Raw genomic sequence first — 21,054 nt, 5'->3', positions numbered from 1 at the left:
GAGGAGGATTTGAAATGGGAAAACTAGCATTTCTTTTTCCGGGCCAAGGTTCACAGGCAGTTGGAATGGGTAAACAGTTAGCGGAGAATAATAAAGAGGTTGCAAATGTGTTTGCGAAAGCAGATGAGGTGTTGCAAGATTCACTTTCAGAAGTGATTTTTGAAGGGCCGCAGGAAAAGCTTACGTTAACGACAAATGCGCAGCCGGCCTTATTAACAACGAGTTTTGCTATTTTGACAGCTTTGAAAGAGTATGATATTACACCAGACTTTGTTGCAGGGCATAGTTTAGGTGAATATAGCGCTCTTGTAGCAGCGGGTGCAATAACTTTTGAAGACGCTGTATATGCTGTAAGAAAACGTGGGGAATATATGGAAGAAGCTGTTCCTGGTGGAGAAGGTGCAATGGCGGCTATTTTAGGTGCTGATCCACATATGCTGAAACAAGTTACAGAAGAAGTAACAAGTGAAGGATATGCAGTGCAAATCGCTAATATGAATAGTACGAAGCAAATTGTGATTTCTGGAACAAAGCAAGGAGTTGAGATTGCTTCTCAAAGAGCGAAAGAAAATGGTGCAAAGAGAGCAATTCCGCTTAAGGTAAGTGGACCGTTCCACTCTTCGCTTATGAAGCCAGCAGCGGAGAAGTTCCAAAGTGTCTTAAAAGAAATTACAATTCAAGATACGAATATTCCTGTTATCGCAAATGTAACAGCAGACGTTATTACAAGTGGTGCACTTATTCAAGAAAAGCTAATTGAACAGCTCTATTCGCCTGTCTTATGGTACCCGTCCATTGAAAACATGGTGAATCAAGGGGTAGATACATTTATTGAGATTGGACCTGGGAAAGTACTTGCTGGGCTTATGAAGTCAATTGATTCATCAGTAAAAGCATATGCGATATACGATGAAGAGACATTAAAAGATACCATTTCAAATTTGAGAGGAGAAAACTGATGTTAAAAGGGAAAGTAGCATTAGTAACTGGCGCTTCACGTGGAATTGGTCGTGCGATTGCGATTGATTTAGCGAAACAAGGGGCAAATGTTGTAGTAAATTATGCTGGTAATGAGCAAAAGGCGAATGAAGTAGTTGATGAAATAAAGAAATTAGGTTCGGATGCAATTGCAGTAAGAGCAGATGTTGCAAATGCTGAAGACGTTACAAATATGGTGAAACAAACTGTAGATACATTTGGACAAGTTGATATTCTTGTAAATAATGCAGGTGTAACAAAAGATAATTTATTAATGCGTATGAAAGAAGAAGAATGGGATACAGTTATTAATACAAACCTAAAAGGTGTATTCTTATGTACGAAGGCAGTATCTCGATACATGATGCGCCAGCGTCATGGACGTATTATTAATATCGCTTCTGTTGTTGGAGTGACAGGTAATCCAGGACAAGCAAACTATGTTGCTGCTAAAGCGGGTGTAATTGGATTAACAAAAACATCAGCAAAAGAATTAGCGAGCCGTAATATTACTGTAAATGCAATTGCTCCAGGTTTTATTGCGACTGATATGACGGATATATTAAATGAAAATATAAAAGCCGAAATGTTAAAGTTAATTCCTGCAGCTCAGTTTGGTGAAGCGCAAGATATCGCAAATACTGTAACGTTTTTTGCTTCTGATCAAAGCAAATATATTACAGGGCAAACGTTAAATGTTGATGGCGGAATGGTAATGTAATAAAAGAATTGATTTCAACTAGTTTTTTTGGCCAATATTTAATATAATATTTGAGGGGAGGTGAATGGAATGGCAGATGTTTTAGAGCGTGTAACAAAAATCATCGTTGATCGTTTAGGTGTAGAAGAAACTGAAGTAGTACCAGCTGCGAGCTTTAAAGAAGATTTAGGCGCAGACTCCCTAGATGTAGTAGAACTTGTAATGCAATTGGAAGATGAATTCGAAATGGAAATTTCTGATGAAGATGCTGAAAAGATTGCTACTGTTGGCGATGCTGTGACTTACATAGAGAGTCATCTATAATGCTTAAGTGAAGTCCCGTTTTTTAGCGGGGCTTCTCGGCTTATATCTGGAGGGACTTATGCCGTACCGAAAACATAGAGAAAAAAAATACGAAACAAAATATCGTGAAGCGTTTAAAGTATTTCAAGAAGAGATAGGTATTACGTTTTCAGATGAAAAATTATTGATTCAAGCATTTACGCATTCATCGTATGTGAATGAGCATCGAAAAAAACCGCATGAAGACAATGAGCGTCTCGAATTCCTTGGAGATGCAGTATTGGAACTTACTGTGTCACAGTATCTGTTTCAAAAATATCCGACAATGAGCGAAGGAGAGTTAACGAAACTACGTGCAGCTATTGTATGTGAACCATCTCTTGTTCGTTTTGCAAACGAGTTGTCATTTGGTAGCCTTGTTTTATTAGGAAAAGGTGAGGAAATGACAGGTGGACGTGAACGACCAGCTTTATTAGCGGATGTCTTTGAAGCGTTTATTGGTGCCCTTTATCTTGATCAAGGGTTAGAAACAGTATGGGGCTTCTTAAAAGAAATTGTATACCCTAAAATTAATGAAGGTGCTTTTTCTCATGTGATGGATTATAAGAGTCAATTACAAGAGTTGATTCAGCGTGATGGTAGTGGCAATATTGAGTATCAAATTTTGCAGGAAAAAGGACCGGCCCACAATCGAGAATTTGTGTCACGTGTTACGTTAAATAACGTGGCTTTAGGTCTTGGTAGTGGCAAGTCGAAAAAAGAAGCAGAGCAACAAGCTGCTGCAGAAGCATTGAAAAAATTAAAAGAACAACTATAAGGAATCCCCCTTTGAATGAGGGGGATTCCTTATGCATAGAATGAAACTTTCTTTTTGTTTGTGAATAAAGGGAAGGGAAATCCGTATAATAGCTTGTTTTTGTATAGACAACAGTTATAACAACGGAGAATAGGAGGAAGGCCTTTCGTGTTTTTAAAAAGATTAGAAATAGCAGGGTTTAAGTCTTTTGCTGAGCGTGTATCTGTTGATTTTGTCCCAGGTGTAACTTCCGTAGTAGGACCTAATGGAAGTGGGAAAAGTAATATTACTGATGCGATTCGCTGGGTACTTGGTGAACAATCTGCAAAATCATTACGTGGTGCAAAGATGGAGGATATTATTTTTGCAGGCAGTGATACGAGAAGAGCAGTTAATGTTGCTGAAGTAACATTAACTTTAAATAATGAAGATCAACGTTTACCGATTGAATATAATGAGGTGTGTGTAACGCGTCGTGTATCTCGTTCTGGTGATAGTGATTTTTATATTAATAAACAATCATGTAGATTGAAAGATATTATCGATTTATTTATGGACTCTGGTATGGGAAGAGAAGCTTTTTCGATTATTAGCCAGGGGAAAGTTGAAGAGATTTTAAGTAGTAAATCAGAAGAACGTCGTGGTGTATTTGAAGAAGCTGCGGGAGTGCTGAAATACAAACTTCGTAAAAAGAAAGCTGAAGTGAAATTAGCAGACACACAAGAAAACTTAAATCGTGTACAAGATATCATTCACGAATTAAGTAGTCAAGTAGAACCTTTAGAAAGACAAGCTTCTATTGCGAAAGATTATCTCGAGAAAAAAGAAGAATTAGAGAAAGTAGAAGCGGCGCTTATTGTACATGAAATTGAAGAATTACATGAGAAATGGGAAGCGCTTCGAAATCAGTTTGGGCATAATAAAAACGAAGAAGCTAAAATGTCAACGCATTTACAAAAAGGTGAAGAAGAGCTTGAGGAATTACGAGGACAATTACAAGCAGTAGATGAGTCTGTAGATTCCTTACAAGAAGTGCTGCTTCTTTCTAGTAAAGAGCTAGAAAAGTTAGAAGGACAGCGTGAGTTATTAAAAGAGAGAAAACAAAATGCAACGACGCATTGTGCACAACTCGAACAGTTAATTGTTGAATTAACAGAGAAAGCTACAAGTTATGATGGTGAAATTGAATCCAGTACAGAAGTGTTGATGCAATTTGTAAATCAAGTAAAAGAGTTGGAGACGAAATTGCATGATAATGAGCTACTGCTTGCAACTTTTGCTGACAATTTAGAGGAACAAATTGAGAATTTAAAAGGTGACTATATTGAACTTTTAAATCAACAAGCTAGTCATCGTAATGAGTTATCTATGATTGAAGAACAATCTAAACAACAAAACTCAAAAAATGAACGCCTCGATGAAGAAAATGCGAAATATGTAGAAATACGCATGGAAATTACAGCGAAAAAGACGAAACTTGTGGAAAGTTATGAACAAGTGAAAGAAAAAGTAGCTGGTATCCTTTCGAATATACAAAAGACAGAAGCGGCACTTGGGAAATGCAAGACGCAGTATAGTGAAAATGAAACAAAACTGTATCAAGCGTATCAATTTGTACAACAGGCACGTTCTCGAAAAGAAATGCTAGAAGAGATGCAAGAGGATTACTCTGGTTTCTATCAAGGGGTACGTGAAGTATTAAAAGCTAGAGAAGATAGGTTGCAAGGTATCGAGGGTGCTGTTGCAGAACTGCTAACGGTACCGAAAGAATATGAAATTGCAATGGAAATTGCTCTAGGTGCAGCGATGCAGCATATTGTCGTACAAAAAGAAGAACATGCTCGTAATGCAATTACGTTTTTAAAACAAAATAAACATGGACGAGCAACGTTTTTACCACAAGCTGTTATTAAAAGTAGATCGTTATCATTTGAACAATTACGTATTGTAAATCAACACCCATCGTTTGTAGGTGTGGCGGCAGAACTTGTGCAATATAACAATAAATATGAAAATGTAGTTTCAAATTTATTAGGTACTGTTATTGTTGCGAAAGATTTACGTGGGGCGAATGAGTTGGCGAAACAATTGCAATACCGTTATCGCATTGTAACAATCGAAGGTGATGTAGTGAACCCTGGTGGTTCTATGACTGGTGGAGCGGTAAAACAGGCGAAATCTTCTTTATTAGGACGTCAACGTGAGCTAGAAGAGTGGACGAACAAGTTAACTGATATGGAAGAAAAAACGACAAAGTTAGAAAACTTTGTTAAAGCAGTAAAGCAAGAGATTCAAGAAAAAGAAGTGAAAATACGGGAACTAAGGCAAAGTGTAGAAGCAGAGCGTGTAGATGAACAGAAATTAAGAGAAGAAATTAGTCGCTTAGAATTAGAAGAACATCGTATTAATGATCGTTTATCTATTTACGATTTAGAGATTGAAGGATTCTTACAAGATCAAGTGAAAATACAAGGACGTAAAGAAGAGCTAGAAAAGATTTTAGCAACGCTTCAAGCGGAGATTACGGAATTAGATAGCAAAATTGTCGCTTTAACAAAACAAAAAAGTGAGCAGCATTCTTCGAAGGAAAAAGTGCAAAAAGAAATGACTGAGTTAAAAGTGTTGGCGGCTGAAAAGCAACAACGCTTATCTAATCAAAAAGAAAAAGTTGAACGATTGACGAAGGAAAAAGAAGAAACGGATGCAACGCTTGTCAAAACGAAAGAGGATTTAGCATTCTTAAAACAAGAAATGACATCTAATTCAAGTGGTGAAGAACAGATTACGAATATGATTGAGAAGAAAGCATATGATCGTAATCAAACTTCAGAGTTAATTCGCTCTCGTCGTGAACAACGCGTATCGTTACAAGAGAGAGTAGAACATTTAGAACGTAATCTGAAAGAAACAACAGGTAAACATAAATACATTCTTGAGATGCTGAAAAATCAAGAAGTAAAAATAAACCGACTTGATGTAGAGTTAGAAAATAGATTACAACATTTACGTGAAACATATACGATTTCATTTGAAGCAGCAAAACTGAAGTATACAATGATGATGCCTGCAGAGGATGCACGTAAAAAGGTGAAACTAATTAAATTATCCATCGAAGAGCTAGGCACAGTGAACTTAGGGGCAATTGAAGAGTATGAGCGTGTAGCAGAGCGTCATACATTCTTACTAGAGCAAAAAGATGACCTAGAAGAAGCGAAAGCGACATTGCACCAACTTATTACCGAAATGGATGAAGAAATGAAAAAACGTTTTTCTACTACGTTTGAAGGAATTCGAATGGAGTTTCAATCGGTATTCTCTGAATTATTTGGAGGCGGTAGAGCGGATTTAGTCATGACGAATCCAGAGGACTTATTAAATACTGGTATTGATATTGTAGCGCAACCGCCAGGGAAGAAACTGCAAAACTTAGGTTTACTTTCTGGTGGGGAGCGTGCTTTAACAGCAATTGCGCTGTTATTCGGTATTTTAAAAGTGCGCCCAGTCCCATTCTGTGTATTAGATGAGGTAGAGGCGGCTCTTGATGAGGCGAATGTTGCCCGTTTTGCGCAGTATTTAAAGAGATTTAGTGATGAGACACAGTTTATTGTTATTACACATAGAAAAGGTACAATGGAAGAGTCTGACGTATTGTACGGTGTAACAATGCAAGAGTCAGGGGTATCTAAACTTGTTTCGGTTCGTTTGGATGATGGAGAAGAACTAGTTGCAAGTAATTAGGAAGGATGGGACAGTATGAGTTTTTTTAAAAAATTAAAAGAAAAAATTTCAAAACAAACAGATACGGTAACAGAGAAATTTAAACATGGATTAGAAAAAACGAGAAATTCGTTTGCAGATAAAGTAAATGATTTAGTTTATCGTTATCGTAAAGTAGATGAAGATTTCTTTGAGGAATTAGAAGAAATTTTAATTGGTGCAGATGTCGGAGTTTCGACGGTAATGGAATTAATTGATCAATTGAAAGAAGAAGTGCAACGTCGTAACATCCAAGATCCAAAAGAAGTACAAGCTGTTATTTCAGAAAAGTTAGTAGGAATTTACAAAGGCGACAGTGAGTTTAGTAACGAAATTAATATGCAAGAGGATCAATTAACAGTTGTTTTATTTGTCGGTGTTAACGGCGTAGGGAAAACGACGACGATTGGTAAACTAGCACATAAATTCAAATCAGAAGGTAAGTCTGTCCTATTGGCGGCAGGAGATACATTCCGCGCAGGAGCGATTGAACAATTAGAAGTATGGGGCGATCGCGTTGGTGTAGAAGTGATTAAACAAGGGTCAGGATCTGATCCAGCGGCGGTTATGTATGACGCTGTACAAGCCGCGAAAGCACGTAAAGTAGACGTATTACTATGTGACACAGCAGGACGCTTACAAAATAAAGTAAACTTAATGAAAGAGTTAGAGAAAGTGAAGCGTGTAATTGAGCGTGAAGTACCGGGGGCTCCTCACGAAGTATTACTTGTTATTGATGCAACAACAGGACAAAACGGTTTAAGTCAAGCGAAGACATTCCGTGAAGCAACGAATGTTACTGGTATTGTTTTAACGAAGTTAGATGGAACTGCTAAAGGTGGTATTGTATTAGCGATTCGTAACGAAATGGATGTACCGGTGAAATTCGTTGGATTAGGAGAGCAAATGGATGACTTGCAGCAGTTTGATCCAGAACAATATGTGTATGGTTTATTTGCGAACTTAGTAGAAACAGAAGAAGTGTAAGTGAAAGAAGCGGTATTTTCCGCTTCTTTTTCTATAAAAATATGTGATGTTAAGAAAAAAACTTGACACTCTTTTGTACTCCATGTAAACTAATTCATGTAAAGGGAAATCACTTAACAAAGGATGATCCAACATGCTCGAGAAAACAACGAGAATGAACTATTTATTTGATTTTTATCAATCGTTGTTAACGCAAAAACAAAGAAGTTATATGTCGCTTTATTATCTAGATGATTTATCTCTTGGTGAAATTGCGGAAGAATTTGATGTAAGTCGCCAAGCCGTGTATGATAACATTAAACGGACTGAAGCGATGCTTGAAGAATATGAAGATAAATTAGTATTACTTCAAAAGTTTCAAGAGCGACAGCGACTTGTTGCAAAGCTAAAACAGCTAATCAGCGAAGAAGAGCATGTGAATGAAGAAATGAAACAAGTTGTTGAAGCTATCGAAAAATTAGATTAGGAGGGCGGCAATATGGCATTTGAAGGATTAGCCGACCGACTTCAACAGACAATGCAAAAAATCCGCGGCAAAGGAAAAGTTTCTGAAGCCGATGTGAAAGAAATGATGAGAGAAGTTCGTCTAGCTCTTTTAGAAGCGGACGTTAACTTTAAAGTAGTAAAAGATTTTGTAAAGCGTGTGTCTGAACGTGCTGTCGGACAAGATGTAATGACAAGTTTGACACCTGGACAACAAGTAATTAAAGTCGTACAGGAAGAACTTACAGAACTTATGGGCGGAGAGCAAAGCAAAATTGCTGTTGCTAATAGGCCACCGACTGTTATAATGATGGTTGGTCTGCAAGGTGCGGGTAAAACAACGACGACAGGTAAGCTTGCGAATTTGCTTCGTAAAAAGCATAATCGTAAACCAATGCTTGTTGCAGCGGATATTTACCGTCCAGCAGCGATTAAACAGCTTGAAACATTAGGGAAGCAATTGGACATGCCTGTATTCTCTTTAGGAGATCAAGTAAGTCCTGTTGAAATTGCGAAACAAGCGATTGCAAAAGCAAAAGAAGATCATCACGATTATGTTTTAATTGATACAGCAGGTCGCCTGCATATTGATGAAGAACTAATGGATGAATTAGCGAAAGTGAAAGAAGTTGCGAAACCGGATGAAATTTTCCTTGTTGTCGATGCGATGACGGGACAAGACGCGGTAAATGTTGCACAAAGTTTCCATGAACAGTTAGGTTTAACAGGTGTTGTATTAACGAAATTAGATGGTGATACGCGCGGTGGTGCGGCATTATCTATTAAGGCGGTAACAAATACACCGATTAAATTTGCTGGTATGGGTGAAAAACTAGATGCGATTGAAGCGTTCCATCCAGAGCGTATGGCATCCCGTATTTTAGGGATGGGAGACGTCTTAACATTAATTGAAAAAGCGCAAGCTACAGTTGATGAAGAGAAAGCAAAAGAACTTGAGCAAAAAATGCGTACGCTTTCGTTTACGCTTGACGATTTCCTAGAACAACTTGGACAAGTGCGTCAACTTGGACCGCTTGATGAATTGTTAGGAATGCTTCCTGGTGCAAATAAAATTAAAGGGCTGAAAAATGCGCAAGTTGATGAAAAACAAATTGGGCATATTGAGGCAATTATTCGTTCTATGACTAAATTAGAGCGAGAACAACCGGAAATAATCAATGCTAGTCGCAAAAAGCGCATTGCCAAAGGTAGCGGTACAACGGTACAAGAAATCAATCGTTTAATCAAGCAATTTGATGATATGAAAAAGATGATGAAAACGATGACGGGAATGCAAAAAGGTAAGAAAAAAGGACTAGGTGGATTGAAGTTTCCATTCATGTAAGGAAAAAAGATGGCTCTGTTAAGAAAAAATACTTTACAAAGCAATAGTCTTTTTGCTAATATAATTATCTGTGTGAAATAAATTCGGAGGTGCTTTATAAATGGCAGTTAAAATTCGTTTAAAACGTATGGGAGCTAAAAAAACTCCTTTCTATCGTGTAGTTGTTGCAGATTCTCGTTCTCCTCGTGACGGACGTTTCATTGAGGAAATCGGTACTTACAATCCGGTTGCTCAACCAGCTGAAGTTAAGATCAACGAAGAAGCAGCATTAAAATGGTTAGGAAATGGTGCTAAACCATCTGATACAGTTCGTAACTTATTCTCTAACCAAGGTATCATGGAGAAATTCCACTTATCTAAACAAGGTAAGTAATTGAGGCAATGACTATGAAGAAGTTAGTCGAGACGATTGTCAAGCCTCTTGTCGATCATCCTGAAGATGTAAAAGTTACACAGGAACTTTACAACGGAGAGATAAAGTATCGATTAACTGTACATCCTGAGGATGTTGGAAAAGTCATTGGAAAGCAAGGGAAAGTTGCGAAAGCAATTCGAATGCTCTTGTATTCAGTGGGACATCATAATGATGAAAAAGTAACACTGGAAATTCAATAAACGTAAAAAGGGCGAGGAGTTATTTCCTCTCCCTTTTTTAACATTTAAAGAGAAGTTGCATGTTCCATATGTGAAATGGAGATGCTTAATTTATATAGAAACCAGGGGTGACATACTATTTATGACAAAATGGTTTAACGTAGGGAAAATTGTAAATACTCATGGCGTAAGAGGAGAAATACGTGTTATTTCTCGTACTGATTTTCCAGAAGAGCGATATAAAGTAGGAAACACGTTATACATAAGTAATGAGAAAAGTACAGACTACCTTCCAGTGAAAGTAACTTCTCATCGTCAACATAAGACATTTGATCTATTAACATTTGAAGGATACAACAATGTAGATGAAGCAGAGAAGTTTAAAGGTTCTTTAATAAAAGTACCAGAAGAGCAGTTAGGTGAACTAGCTGAAGGCGAATACTACTACCATGAAATTATTGGTTGCAGTGTTGTAACGGAAGAAGGAGAAGCGTTAGGAACAATAAAAGAAATTTTATCTCCTGGTGCAAATGATGTTTGGGTAATTAAACGTCCAAAAGGTCAAGATCTATTAATTCCTTATATTGATGATGTTGTACTTCAAGTTAACATTGAGAATAAATTAGTAACCATTCATGTAATGGAAGGGCTATTATAATGAAAATTGACATTTTAACATTGTTTCCAGATATGTTTACGGGTGTGTTTGGATCTTCAATTTTAAAGAAAGCGCAAGAAAAAGAAGCGGTAGAGCTTCGTGTTGTCAATTTCCGCGATTATACAACGAGTAAGCATAATAGCGTAGATGATTATCCGTATGGTGGTGGCGCTGGGATGGTATTAACCCCCCAGCCTATCTTTGATGCAGTGGAAGAGTTAACGAAGGAAACAGACCGTAAACCGAGAGTTGTCCTAATGTGTCCACAAGGAGAGCGTTTTACGCAGAAGAAGGCAGAAGAACTTGCTGAAGAAGAGCATGTTATTTTTGTGTGTGGTCATTATGAAGGGTACGATGAACGAATTCGTGAGCATCTCGTAACGGATGAAATTTCTATCGGTGACTACGTATTAACCGGCGGAGAGTTAGCCTCTATGGTTATTACGGATAGTGTCGTGCGTCTCCTCCCAGGAGTGCTAGGAAATCATGCTTCACAAGTCGAGGATTCGTTTAGTACAGGTTTATTAGAACATCCTCATTATACACGTCCAGCTGATTTTCGTGGTATGAAGGTACCGGATGTACTAATGTCAGGAAATCATAAAAATATTGATGAATGGCGACACAAAGAATCACTACGTCGTACGTACACGCGTAGACCGGATTTACTGGAAGAACGAAAATTATCTAAGCAAGAAGCGAAATGGCTAGAACAAATTAAAGAAGACAAGTAAGGGCTTGATATATTTTCTATTGCAACAGTCCTAGCAATATGCTATTATAACACTTGTGCTACTGAAATCAGTGGCCGTATTAACGATGTTCCGCTGTAATTTATTAAGACTTTATAAGAGCATCTGTTTAAAGGAGAGAATTTAATATGCAACAATTAATCGCAGAAATTACTCAAGGCCAATTAAAAACTGACCTTCCTTCATTCCGTCCTGGAGACACTTTACGTGTACACGTAAAAGTAGTTGAGGGAACTCGTGAAAGAATTCAGCTTTTCGAAGGTGTTGTAATTAAACGTCGTGGTGGCGGAATCAGTGAAACATTCACAGTTCGTAAGATTTCTTACGGTGTAGGTGTTGAGCGTACATTCCCAGTTCACACGCCAAGAATCGCGAAACTTGAAGTACTTCGTCGTGGTAAAGTACGTCGTGCTAAGTTATACTACTTACGTAACCTTCGCGGTAAAAAAGCACGTATTAAAGAAATTCGATAAGACATGTATGGGAGCTTGTAAATACACAAGCTCCCTTTTTCCAATCTATATAAAATTTTGATATAATACGAGCAGCTTACATAATCGTGGAGGGGAAATGCATGAAAAAAGAAAAGAGTTCACTTTGGGAATGGATCAAAGCAATTTTGATTGCTGTTGTATTAGCGGGTGTTATTAGACAGTTTTTCTTTGCTCCAATTCTCGTAGATGGAGTATCGATGGCGTCTACTTTACATGATCGCGATCGAATGATTGTCAATAAAATTGGTTATCACATAGGAGATCCGAAACGATTTGATATTATCGTATTCCGAGCAACGGAAGATAAAGATTATATTAAGCGCATTATCGGCCTGCCAGGCGATGAAATAGAGTATCGTAATGATAAACTATATGTTAACGGAAAGGCTTATGAGGAGCCGTATTTAGACAAGCAAAAAAAACAAATTGCTGACGGACCGCTTACATATGATTTTACTCTTGAAGAAATGACAGGGAAGAAAACTGTTCCAGAAGGTCAATTATTTGTTTTAGGCGATAATCGTCGTTTTAGTAAAGATAGCCGTTCGATTGGTACAATTGCAATGGACCAAGTGATTGGAAAAGCAAATATACTATATTGGCCGTTAAAAGATGCTCGTATTGTGAAATAAAAGAAAAAGAAGGTGGCAACATGGTAATTCAATGGTTCCCGGGACATATGGCAAAGGCTAGACGCCAAGTAACAGAAAAATTAAAGTTAATTGATGTTGTAATTGAGCTTGTAGATGCTCGATTACCTTTATCTTCTCGAAATCCAATGATCGATGAGATTATTACACATAAGCCGAGGCTTGTTGTTTTAAATAAAGCGGATATGGCAGATGATCGTTTAACAAAGCAGTGGATTGCATATTTTAAAGAAAAAGGCCAAATGGCAATTTCAATTAACGCACAAGCTGGACAAGGTATGAAGGAAATTGCAGCGGCTTGTAAAGTGTTGGTGAAAGAAAAATTTGATAAAATGGTTGCAAAAGGTATTAGACCGAGAGCAATTCGTGCATTAATTGTAGGTATACCGAATGTTGGTAAATCTACGTTAATTAATAAGTTGGCGAAGAAAAATATTGCTAAAACAGGAGATCGTCCTGGTGTAACAACAGCTCAACAATGGATTAAAGTTGGGAAGGAAATGGAACTGTTAGATACACCGGGTATTTTATGGCCTAAATTTGAAGATCAATTAGTGGGTCTTCGTTTAGCGACAACAGGCGCAATTAAAGATTCAATTTTAAATTTACAAGATGTTGCTGTTTACGCTTTACGTTTTATGGAAAAACATTATCCAGAACGTTTGAAAGATCGATATAATTTAAATGAAATTCCAGAAGATATTGTGGAGTTATTCGATGCAATTGGAAAAAATAGAGGCTGTTTAATGGGCGGCGGAATGATTGATTATGATAAAACATCTGAGCTTATACTTCGTGAGCTTCGTGGTGGGAAACTTGGGAAAATGACGTTTGAAACACCAGAAGAGTTTGCGGAGCAAGTAGAAGGTGTTGAAAAAGTAGAAGAAGTATAAGACGTGCGTTTGTACGTCTTTTCTTTTTTGTATATAAAAGGAGTGTGCGTGAATGCAAAAAGTGACTATTCAAGAAGCGGAACATTTACTGCAAAAAATTATGAGTGAAGAGGACGACCGCTTTCAAATATTAATGAAAGATGAGCGAAAAGGGGTACAAAAGCTCATTTTGAAGTGGCATAAACAAAAAGAGTTAGCGCAGAAAGAAAAAGAAAAGTTTTTCGAAATGTCCAAGTATGAGATTGCATTACGTGAAAAAGGGCTCACATTTATTGCAGGTATAGATGAAGTAGGGCGTGGGCCGCTAGCTGGGCCTGTCGTGACGGCAGCTGTTGTCCTTCCGGAAGATTTTTATATTCCAGGGTTAAATGACTCGAAAAAGCTGAGTGAGGCGAAGCGAGAGCGTTTTTATGATGAAATTAAAGCACAAGCAATTGCAATTGGAGTTGGAATTGTATCACCACAAGTTATTGATGAGATAAATATTTATCAAGCGACGAAACAAGCGATGTTAGATGCTGTTGCGAATTTATCTTGTGCACCAGAACATTTATTAATTGATGCGATGAAACTTCCTACACCAATTCCGCAAACATCCATTATTAAAGGTGATGCGAAAAGTATTTCTATTTCAGCTGCATCCATTATTGCGAAAGTAACGAGAGATCGTATGATGAAAGAGCTTGGAGAAAAGTATCCTGCATATGGATTTGAACAACATATGGGATATGGCACAAAACAACATTTAGAAGCGATTGAAGCGCATGGAGTATTAGAAGAACATCGCAAATCGTTTGCACCAATTAAAGATACGATTCACAAATAAGCTGCGAATATGCAGCTTATTTTTTTATTTTGGTATATGAACATTATTATTTTTAAAAAAGAATAAAGCGATTTCAGTTTTCTGACACTTTATTGTAGACAGCGTGCCAATCATCTTATACAATGGCAATGTAATGTTTTTTAAACATTTAAAAACTTTTCGAGTAAAACAGGAAAACAGGGGAGGATGGGACCATGAATATCCATGAGTACCAAGGTAAGGCAGTCCTTAAAAGCTATGGGGTTAGCGTTCCGAACGGGAAGGTTGCATTTACAGTAGAAGAAGCTGTAGAAGCAGCGAAAGAATTAGGAACGGATGTATGTGTAGTAAAAGCACAAATTCACGCTGGTGGACGCGGCAAAGCTGGCGGAGTAAAAGTTGCAAAAAATTTAGATGAAGTTCGTACATATGCAGAGAGCATTTTAGGAACTACACTTGTGACACATCAAACAGGTCCTGAAGGTAAGGAAGTAAAACGCTTACTTATCGAAGAAGGTTGCGATATTAAAAAAGAATATTATGTTGGTCTAGTTTTAGATCGTGCAACTTCTCAAGTTGTTTTAATGGCATCTGAAGAAGGTGGAACAGAAATTGAAGAAGTAGCAGAGCAAACACCTGAAAAGATCTTTAAAGAATATATTGATCCAGCAGTAGGCTTACAAGGCTTCCAAGCGCGCCGAATCGCGTTTAACATCAATATTCCAAAAGAGCTTGTAGGACAAGCTGTGAAGTTTATGATGGGCTTATACCGTGCGTTTATCGAAAAAGATTGCTCTATCGCGGAGATCAATCCACTTGTTACAACAGGTGACGGTAAAGTTATGGCATTAGATGCGAAATTAAACTTTGATTCTAATGCTTTATATCGCAATAAAGACATTTTAGAACTTCGTGATCTTGATGAAGAAGATTCAAAAGAAATTGAAGCTTCTAAATATGACCTAAACTACATTCCTTTAGATGGAAATATCGGTTGTATGGTTAATGGTGCAGGTTTAGCGATGGCTACAATGGATATCATTAAACATTACCATGGCGATCCAGCTAACTTCTTAGATGTTGGTGGCGGTGCAACAGCTGAAAAAGTTACAGAAGCATTCAAAATTATCCTTTCTGACAAAAATGTAAAAGGTATCTTCGTTAACATTTTTGGTGGCATTATGAAGTGTGATGTTATCGCAGAAGGTGTTATTGAAGCGACGAAACAAGTAGGTCTTGAATTGCCTTTAGTTGTACGTCTTGAAGGTACAAACGTAGAGTTAGGTAAGAAAATTTTAAATGAGTCTGGCTTAAATATTGTTGCAGCAGAATCTATGGCAGACGGTGCACAAAAAATTGTTTCACTAGTGGGCTAATAGAAAGCGGGGGAGAAAAATGAGCGTATTAGTTAATAAAGATACAAAAGTTATTGTTCAAGGTATTACAGGTTCTCAAGGTTTATTCCACACAAAACAAATGATTGAATACGGTACGAAAATTGTCGGTGGTGTAACGCCAGGTAAAGGTGGCACTGATATTGAAGGTGTACCAGTATTTGATACTGTAGAAGATGCAGTGAAAGCAACAGGCGCAAACGCTTCAGTTGTATACGTTCCACCCGCTTTTGCGGCTGATGCAATTATGGAAGCAGTTGATGCAGAAATCGATTTAGTAGTATGTATTACTGAAGGTATTCCTGTATTAGATATGGTAAATGTAAAGAGATATATGGCAGGTAAACATACACGTTTACTTGGACCAAACTGTCCTGGTGTTATTACGCCTGATGAATGTAAAATTGGTATTATGCCAGGGTACATTCATAAAAAAGGCCATGTAGGTATCGTATCTCGCTCTGGTACATTAACGTATGAGGCTGTACATCAGTTAACACAAGAAGGTATTGGCCAATCTACTGCTGTAGGTATCGGCGGGGACCCAGTTAACGGTACGGACTTTATAGATGCGTTAAAAGCATTTAATGAAGATGAAGAAACACATGCTGTAATTATGATTGGTGAAATTGGTGGTACAGCGGAAGAAGAGGCGGCTGAATGGGTGAAAGCTAATATGACAAAACCTGTTGTAGGCTTCATTGGTGGCCAAACAGCGCCTGCTGGCAAACGTATGGGCCATGCTGGTGCAATCATTTCTGGTGGTAAAGGAACTGCTGCAGAAAAGATTAAAACGATGGAAGCTTGTGGTATTAAAGTAGCGGAAACTCCAGCGGTTATGGGCGAAACGCTAATCTCTGTCTTAAAAGAAAAAGGGCTATTTGAGACTTGTAAAAACTACTAATCTGTTGAAAGACACCTTCTTGCTTGAAGGTGTCTTTTTACGCAATTCTTGTTTACATAATAAAAATTATGGGTAAGGAGAATTAAGATGAAAAGAGAACGATTATTACATCTTCATTATTTTTTAGCAGATCATTGGAAGGCGATGGAAAGACTACTATATGTCGATCCTGAATTGAAGGGAATATACACTTTTAATACGAAACAAATGGAATACTACACTGGAATATCCTCGAAAAAATCTTCAGAATTAGTAAATTTTCTTCAAAGTTCAAATCTCTCGCAATATATATCTTATTTAGAGAAAAATCGAATTTTTTATATGACTATATGGGATGAAGATTATCCACAATTATTACGTGAAATACAAGATCCCCCATTTGTATTATATGGAAAAGGAGAGAAGTATTTTCTCAATAAATCGAATAAATTGGCGGTTATTGGAACTAGAGAACCGACTTTATATGGACATGAGAGTTTAAAATTTATTTTACACCCATTATTAGAAAGGGAATGGCTTATTGTCAGTGGGTTTGCAAGAGGGATAGATACAATGTCTCATGAAATTACAGTAAGACGGCATTGCCCGACTATTGCAATACTAGGACATGGATTATCGTATATGTATCCAAAAGAGAATAGACATTTATATGAAACGTGGAATGAATATATATTGTTATTAACAGAGTATCCGCCGCACTATGCACCGAAAAAATGGTATTTTCCAAAAAGGAACCGGATTATTAGTGGTATAAGTAAGGGTGTTTTAGTTGTAGAAGCGAAATCAAGAAGTGGAACACTTATTACTGCGGACCTTGCTTTAGAGCAAAATAGAGAGGTATTTGCACTTCCTGGACCTATATTTATAGATAGTGCATCAGGAACGAATCATCTGATTCAACAAGGAGCAAAACTAGTAAGAAATGCAGAAGATATCTTGGAAGAAGTTTTAAATTAACTTTATATTTTTATGTTTTTATTAAACAATTATTGACAAATGGTAGATAGGCACTGTATGGTATATTCATTCTTGATTGACAAAAACAAGAGAAATCAATAAGATTGATGAAGACTTGAATCCACCTCTTAAGGAGGCACTAGCATGTCAGATTACCTCGTAATCGTGGAGTCGCCTTCTAAGGCGAAGACCATTGAGAAATATTTAGGGAAAAAATACAAAGTTGTCGCGTCTATGGGACACGTTCGCGATTTACCTAAAAGCCAAATGGGGATAGAAGTAAAGAACAACTTCACCCCGAAGTATATTACCATTCGTGGTAAAGGTCCCGTCTTAAAAGATTTAAAATCAGCGGCCAAAAAAGCAAAGAAAGTCTATCTCGCGGCCGATCCAGACCGCGAAGGGGAAGCGATTGCTTGGCATTTAGCCAATACGTTAAATGTGGACGTTGAATCAGATTGCCGAGTTGTGTTTAATGAGATTACAAAAGATGCAATAAAAGAATCATTTAAACATCCTCGTGCGATTAATATGGATTTAGTAGATGCACAGCAAGCAAGGCGTATACTAGATCGTCTTGTTGGTTACAATATTAGTCCTTTATTATGGAAGAAAGTAAAAAAAGGATTAAGTGCAGGACGCGTACAATCTGTAGCAGTTCGTTTAATTATCGAACGTGAAAAAGAAATTCAAATCTTTGAGCCTGAAGAATTCTGGACAATTAAGACAGAATTTGTGAAAGGGAAAGACACATTTGAAGCAAGTTTTTACGGTGTAGATGGTGAAAAAGTTCAATTAACGAATGAAACGCAAGTGAATGAAATAATTGAACAGATGAAAGATAATGCGTTTTCAGTTGAAAATGTAACGCGAAAAGAGCGAAAACGTAATCCTGCATTACCGTTTACAACATCTTCCTTGCAACAAGAGGCAGCTCGTAAGTTAAACATGCGAGCAAAGAAAACAATGATGCTCGCGCAGCAATTGTATGAAGGGATAGATCTTGGAAAGCAAGGGACTGTAGGTCTTATTACGTATATGAGAACTGACTCAACACGTATCTCAGAAACAGCTCAAACAGAGGCGCGTACTTACATTACTGAGGCGTTTGGTGCGGAATACATAGGGACAGAAAAGAAGAAAGAAACGAAAAAGTCGAACGCGCAAGATGCGCATGAGGCAATTCGTCCTACTTCGGTAATGAGAAGGCCAGAGGAACTAAAGAGTTTCTTAAGTCGTGATCAACTTCGGTTGTATAAACTGATTTGGGAGCGATTTGTTGCAAGTCAAATGGCGTCTGCTATAATGGATACTGTGACAGCTAGACTCATTAATAACAATGTTCAGTTCCGTGCAAGTGGATCGGTTGTAAAGTTTCCAGGATTTATGAAAGTGTATGTAGAGTCGAAAGATGACGGGGCTGAAGAAAAGGATAAAATGTTGCCACCTTTAGAAGTAGGGGAAACGGTATTTTCGAAGGATTTAGAACCGAAGCAACACTTTACACAACCTCCGCCGCGCTATACAGAGGCTCGTCTAGTAAGAACACTTGAAGAGCTTGGAATTGGAAGACCGTCGACTTACGTACCGACACTTGAAACGATTCAAAAACGTGGATACGTAGGTTTGGATAATAAACGCTTCGTTCCAACTGAACTTGGTGAAATAGTAATTGAACTTATTTTAGAGTTTTTCCCAGAAATTATTAACATTGAATTTACTGCTAACATGGAGCAAAGTCTTGATGAAGTAGAAGAAGGAAATGCGAATTGGGTAAAAATTGTTGATGATTTCTACGTAGGCTTTGAACCGCGTTTAGAAAAAGCGGAAAAAGAAATGCGTGAAGTGGAAATTAAAGATGAACCAGCTGGGGAAGACTGTGAATTGTGTGATCACCCAATGGTCTTTAAAATGGGTAAATACGGGAAATTTATGGCTTGTTCGAATTTCCCAGATTGTCGTAATACAAAACCGATTGTGAAAGAAATCGGTGTTACTTGTCCGAAGTGTGATAAAGGTCAAATTATTGAACGCCGTAGTAATAAAAAGAAACGTCTTTTCTATGGATGCGGTACGTATCCAGAGTGTGACTTTGTATCTTGGGATAAACCAATTGGTCGTAAATGTCCGAAGTGCGAAGGTATGCTTGTAGAGAAGAAGTTGAAAAAAGGCGTGCAAGTACAATGTATTTCGTGTGATTATGAAGAAGAACAACAAATGTGAGCGTAACTGCTCACATTTTTTTCGGGAAGAAAAGGAAAGGTGATAAATATGACAACACAAGTAGTAAACGTCATTGGCGCAGGTCTTGCAGGAAGTGAAGCAGCTTACCAAATTGCAAAACGTGGTGTCCAAGTGAAATTATATGAAATGAGACCAGTAAGGCAAACGCCAGCTCATCACACAGATAAATTTGCAGAGTTAGTATGCAGTAACTCGCTTCGCGCAAACACATTAACAAACGCTGTTGGTGTTATTAAAGAAGAAATGCGTTTAATGGACTCTGTTATTATTCGTGCAGCTGATGAGTGCTCTGTACCAGCAGGAGGAGCTTTAGCTGTAGATCGTCATGAATTTGCGGCAAAGGTAACAGAGTATGTGAAAAAACATCCGAACGTAACTGTGATGAATGAAGAAATTACTGAAATTCCAGAAGGGCCTACTGTTATCGCGACAGGTCCACTTACGTCTCCTGATCTTGCTGCACAATTAAAAGAATTAACAGGTGAAGATTATTTTTATTTCTATGATGCTGCAGCACCGATTGTTGAGAAAGATAGCATTGATATGAATAAAGTATATTTAAAGTCTCGTTACGATAAAGGGGAAGCTGCATATTTAAACTGCCCAATGACGGAAGAGGAATTTGACCGTTTTTACGAGGCATTAATTGCTGCTGAAACAGTACCTTTAAAAGAATTTGAAAAAGAAATTTTCTTTGAAGGTTGTATGCCGGTAGAAGTTATGGCAAGTAGAGGAAGACAGACGCTAGTATTTGGACCGATGAAACCTGTTGGATTAGAAGATCCGAAAACAGGAAAAACGCCATATGCTGTTGTTCAGTTACGTCAAGATGATGCAGCAGGAACGTTATACAATATCGTAGGTTTCCAAACGCATTTAAAGTGGGGACCACAAAAAGAAGTGTTACAGTTGATTCCAGGACTGGAAAATGCAGAGATTGTACGTTATGGTGTAATGCATCGTAATACGTTTATTAATTCACCTAACTTGCTTCGTCCAACATATCAATATAAACAACGTGATGATTTATTCTTCGCTGGCCAAATGACTGGAGTAGAGGGATATGTTGAATCGGCGGCATCAGGATTACTAGCGGGTATTAACGCTGCTCGACTTGTGAAAGGTGAAGAGCCGGTTGTATTACCGCCTGTAACTGCAATGGGAAGTATGGCGAATTATATTACTGCGACAAACGCGAAAAACTTCCAGCCAATGAATGCAAACTTCGGTTTGTTTGCACCGTTAGAGAAGAAAATTAAGAGGAAAGCAGAACGAAATGAAGCATATGCAACACGCGCTTTAGAAACAATTCAAAATTTTGTAAATATTTAGTTAAATTTCTTGCAAAGGCTACTAAGTTG

Annotated in this window: 21 protein-coding genes; all 21 read left to right on the top strand. The window is 37.7% G+C overall.

The features are described from left to right. Window positions 1-14 precede the first annotated feature (14 nt). The 21 genes from fabD (at window position 15) to trmFO (ending at window position 21,025) form a co-directional block, all read left to right on the top strand. Window positions 15-959, top strand: a complete 945-nt coding sequence (fabD, locus tag GFJ36_RS20005) for an ACP S-malonyltransferase (protein ID WP_048546019.1) — start codon at window positions 15-17, stop codon at window positions 957-959. Next, complete coding sequence (fabG, locus tag GFJ36_RS20000) at window positions 959-1,699, top strand: 3-oxoacyl-[acyl-carrier-protein] reductase (RefSeq protein WP_097889671.1); 741 nt, start codon at window positions 959-961, stop codon at window positions 1,697-1,699. Before fabD ends, fabG begins: the two co-directional genes overlap by 1 nt. Window positions 1,700-1,768: 69 nt before the next feature. Continuing rightward, window positions 1,769-2,002: an acyl carrier protein gene (acpP, locus tag GFJ36_RS19995; RefSeq protein WP_000786062.1), complete on the top strand. Its 234-nt coding sequence runs from the start codon at window positions 1,769-1,771 to the stop codon at window positions 2,000-2,002. A gap of 58 nt (window positions 2,003-2,060) precedes the next feature. After that, window positions 2,061-2,798, top strand: a complete 738-nt coding sequence (gene rncS, locus GFJ36_RS19990) for a ribonuclease III (protein WP_001146867.1) — start codon at window positions 2,061-2,063, stop codon at window positions 2,796-2,798. Between the two features lie 147 nt (window positions 2,799-2,945). Then, entirely contained in the window at window positions 2,946-6,515 is a 3,570-nt protein-coding gene (gene smc / locus GFJ36_RS19985) for a chromosome segregation protein SMC (RefSeq protein WP_097889672.1), read from the top strand. 15 nt (window positions 6,516-6,530) lie between these two features. Next, a complete protein-coding gene (gene ftsY / locus GFJ36_RS19980) occupies window positions 6,531-7,520 on the top strand; it encodes a signal recognition particle-docking protein FtsY (RefSeq protein ID WP_000007644.1) in 990 nt (329 codons plus the stop codon). 133 nt (window positions 7,521-7,653) lie between these two features. Continuing rightward, complete coding sequence (locus GFJ36_RS19975; RefSeq protein WP_000891061.1) at window positions 7,654-7,986, top strand: putative DNA-binding protein; 333 nt, start codon at window positions 7,654-7,656, stop codon at window positions 7,984-7,986. Between the two features lie 12 nt (window positions 7,987-7,998). Continuing rightward, window positions 7,999-9,348, top strand: coding sequence for a signal recognition particle protein (gene ffh, locus GFJ36_RS19970; RefSeq protein ID WP_000863466.1), 1,350 nt, complete (start codon window positions 7,999-8,001; stop codon window positions 9,346-9,348). A gap of 100 nt (window positions 9,349-9,448) precedes the next feature. After that, window positions 9,449-9,721 carry a 30S ribosomal protein S16 gene (gene rpsP, locus GFJ36_RS19965; protein ID WP_000268750.1) on the top strand — a complete coding sequence of 91 codons (273 nt, stop codon included), beginning with the start codon at window positions 9,449-9,451 and terminating at the stop codon, window positions 9,719-9,721. Between the two features lie 14 nt (window positions 9,722-9,735). Then, window positions 9,736-9,963 (top strand): KH domain-containing protein, encoded by a 228-nt coding sequence (locus GFJ36_RS19960; protein WP_000737397.1) that lies wholly within the window; start codon window positions 9,736-9,738, stop codon window positions 9,961-9,963. A 121-nt stretch (window positions 9,964-10,084) separates the two neighbouring features. Next, window positions 10,085-10,600, top strand: coding sequence for a ribosome maturation factor RimM (gene rimM / locus GFJ36_RS19955; protein WP_000170282.1), 516 nt, complete (start codon window positions 10,085-10,087; stop codon window positions 10,598-10,600). Then, on the top strand, window positions 10,600-11,334 hold the full coding sequence (gene trmD, locus GFJ36_RS19950; RefSeq protein WP_097889673.1) for a tRNA (guanosine(37)-N1)-methyltransferase TrmD: 735 nt from the start codon (window positions 10,600-10,602) through the stop codon (window positions 11,332-11,334). Before rimM ends, trmD begins: the two co-directional genes overlap by 1 nt. 146 nt (window positions 11,335-11,480) lie before the next feature. Next, window positions 11,481-11,825 (top strand): 50S ribosomal protein L19, encoded by a 345-nt coding sequence (gene rplS, locus GFJ36_RS19945; protein WP_001186518.1) that lies wholly within the window; start codon window positions 11,481-11,483, stop codon window positions 11,823-11,825. A 101-nt stretch (window positions 11,826-11,926) separates the two neighbouring features. After that, the gene (lepB, locus tag GFJ36_RS19940; protein ID WP_087981660.1) at window positions 11,927-12,478 is read left to right on the top strand and encodes a signal peptidase I; all 552 of its coding nucleotides are present in this window, start codon (window positions 11,927-11,929) and stop codon (window positions 12,476-12,478) included. A 20-nt stretch (window positions 12,479-12,498) separates the two neighbouring features. Beyond that, the gene (gene ylqF / locus GFJ36_RS19935) at window positions 12,499-13,389 is read left to right on the top strand and encodes a ribosome biogenesis GTPase YlqF (protein ID WP_048546006.1); all 891 of its coding nucleotides are present in this window, start codon (window positions 12,499-12,501) and stop codon (window positions 13,387-13,389) included. 52 nt (window positions 13,390-13,441) lie between these two features. After that, on the top strand, window positions 13,442-14,215 hold the full coding sequence (locus GFJ36_RS19930; protein WP_088064287.1) for a ribonuclease HII: 774 nt from the start codon (window positions 13,442-13,444) through the stop codon (window positions 14,213-14,215). A 194-nt stretch (window positions 14,216-14,409) separates the two neighbouring features. Then, window positions 14,410-15,570, top strand: coding sequence for an ADP-forming succinate--CoA ligase subunit beta (sucC, locus tag GFJ36_RS19925; RefSeq protein ID WP_001020778.1), 1,161 nt, complete (start codon window positions 14,410-14,412; stop codon window positions 15,568-15,570). Between the two features lie 19 nt (window positions 15,571-15,589). Then, window positions 15,590-16,492 carry a succinate--CoA ligase subunit alpha gene (gene sucD, locus GFJ36_RS19920; protein WP_000115178.1) on the top strand — a complete coding sequence of 301 codons (903 nt, stop codon included), beginning with the start codon at window positions 15,590-15,592 and terminating at the stop codon, window positions 16,490-16,492. 87 nt (window positions 16,493-16,579) lie between these two features. Next, entirely contained in the window at window positions 16,580-17,449 is an 870-nt protein-coding gene (gene dprA / locus GFJ36_RS19915; RefSeq protein ID WP_088064286.1) for a DNA-processing protein DprA, read from the top strand. A gap of 144 nt (window positions 17,450-17,593) precedes the next feature. Further along, window positions 17,594-19,672 (top strand): type I DNA topoisomerase, encoded by a 2,079-nt coding sequence (topA, locus tag GFJ36_RS19910; RefSeq protein WP_001286953.1) that lies wholly within the window; start codon window positions 17,594-17,596, stop codon window positions 19,670-19,672. A gap of 48 nt (window positions 19,673-19,720) precedes the next feature. Further along, window positions 19,721-21,025 carry an FADH(2)-oxidizing methylenetetrahydrofolate--tRNA-(uracil(54)-C(5))-methyltransferase TrmFO gene (gene trmFO, locus GFJ36_RS19905; protein WP_060488428.1) on the top strand — a complete coding sequence of 435 codons (1,305 nt, stop codon included), beginning with the start codon at window positions 19,721-19,723 and terminating at the stop codon, window positions 21,023-21,025. Window positions 21,026-21,054 lie beyond the last annotated feature (29 nt).

This window comes from Bacillus sp. EE-W1 (assembly GCF_009760835.1).
In the GTDB taxonomy this organism is placed as follows: domain Bacteria; phylum Bacillota; class Bacilli; order Bacillales; family Bacillaceae_G; genus Bacillus_A; species Bacillus_A wiedmannii.
This window is presented reverse-complemented; position numbering and strand designations above follow the sequence as displayed.

What these genes read in the sequence shown, in the direction of transcription:
- fabG (WP_097889671.1), top strand. Translation starts at nt 959, where the DNA reads ATGTTAAAAGGGAAAGTAGCATTAGTAACTGGCGCTTCACGTGGAATT.
- fabD (WP_048546019.1), top strand. Translation starts at nt 15, where the DNA reads ATGGGAAAACTAGCATTTCTTTTTCCGGGCCAAGGTTCACAGGCAGTT.
- rpsP (WP_000268750.1), top strand. Translation starts at nt 9,449, where the DNA reads ATGGCAGTTAAAATTCGTTTAAAACGTATGGGAGCTAAAAAAACTCCT.
- ylqF (WP_048546006.1), top strand. Translation starts at nt 12,499, where the DNA reads ATGGTAATTCAATGGTTCCCGGGACATATGGCAAAGGCTAGACGCCAA.
- sucD (WP_000115178.1), top strand. Translation starts at nt 15,590, where the DNA reads ATGAGCGTATTAGTTAATAAAGATACAAAAGTTATTGTTCAAGGTATT.
- GFJ36_RS19960 (WP_000737397.1), top strand. Translation starts at nt 9,736, where the DNA reads ATGAAGAAGTTAGTCGAGACGATTGTCAAGCCTCTTGTCGATCATCCT.
- sucC (WP_001020778.1), top strand. Translation starts at nt 14,410, where the DNA reads ATGAATATCCATGAGTACCAAGGTAAGGCAGTCCTTAAAAGCTATGGG.
- rimM (WP_000170282.1), top strand. Translation starts at nt 10,085, where the DNA reads ATGACAAAATGGTTTAACGTAGGGAAAATTGTAAATACTCATGGCGTA.
- ffh (WP_000863466.1), top strand. Translation starts at nt 7,999, where the DNA reads ATGGCATTTGAAGGATTAGCCGACCGACTTCAACAGACAATGCAAAAA.
- GFJ36_RS19930 (WP_088064287.1), top strand. Translation starts at nt 13,442, where the DNA reads ATGCAAAAAGTGACTATTCAAGAAGCGGAACATTTACTGCAAAAAATT.
- topA (WP_001286953.1), top strand. Translation starts at nt 17,594, where the DNA reads ATGTCAGATTACCTCGTAATCGTGGAGTCGCCTTCTAAGGCGAAGACC.
- lepB (WP_087981660.1), top strand. Translation starts at nt 11,927, where the DNA reads ATGAAAAAAGAAAAGAGTTCACTTTGGGAATGGATCAAAGCAATTTTG.
- ftsY (WP_000007644.1), top strand. Translation starts at nt 6,531, where the DNA reads ATGAGTTTTTTTAAAAAATTAAAAGAAAAAATTTCAAAACAAACAGAT.
- rplS (WP_001186518.1), top strand. Translation starts at nt 11,481, where the DNA reads ATGCAACAATTAATCGCAGAAATTACTCAAGGCCAATTAAAAACTGAC.
- acpP (WP_000786062.1), top strand. Translation starts at nt 1,769, where the DNA reads ATGGCAGATGTTTTAGAGCGTGTAACAAAAATCATCGTTGATCGTTTA.
- GFJ36_RS19975 (WP_000891061.1), top strand. Translation starts at nt 7,654, where the DNA reads ATGCTCGAGAAAACAACGAGAATGAACTATTTATTTGATTTTTATCAA.
- trmFO (WP_060488428.1), top strand. Translation starts at nt 19,721, where the DNA reads ATGACAACACAAGTAGTAAACGTCATTGGCGCAGGTCTTGCAGGAAGT.
- trmD (WP_097889673.1), top strand. Translation starts at nt 10,600, where the DNA reads ATGAAAATTGACATTTTAACATTGTTTCCAGATATGTTTACGGGTGTG.
- rncS (WP_001146867.1), top strand. Translation starts at nt 2,061, where the DNA reads ATGCCGTACCGAAAACATAGAGAAAAAAAATACGAAACAAAATATCGT.
- dprA (WP_088064286.1), top strand. Translation starts at nt 16,580, where the DNA reads ATGAAAAGAGAACGATTATTACATCTTCATTATTTTTTAGCAGATCAT.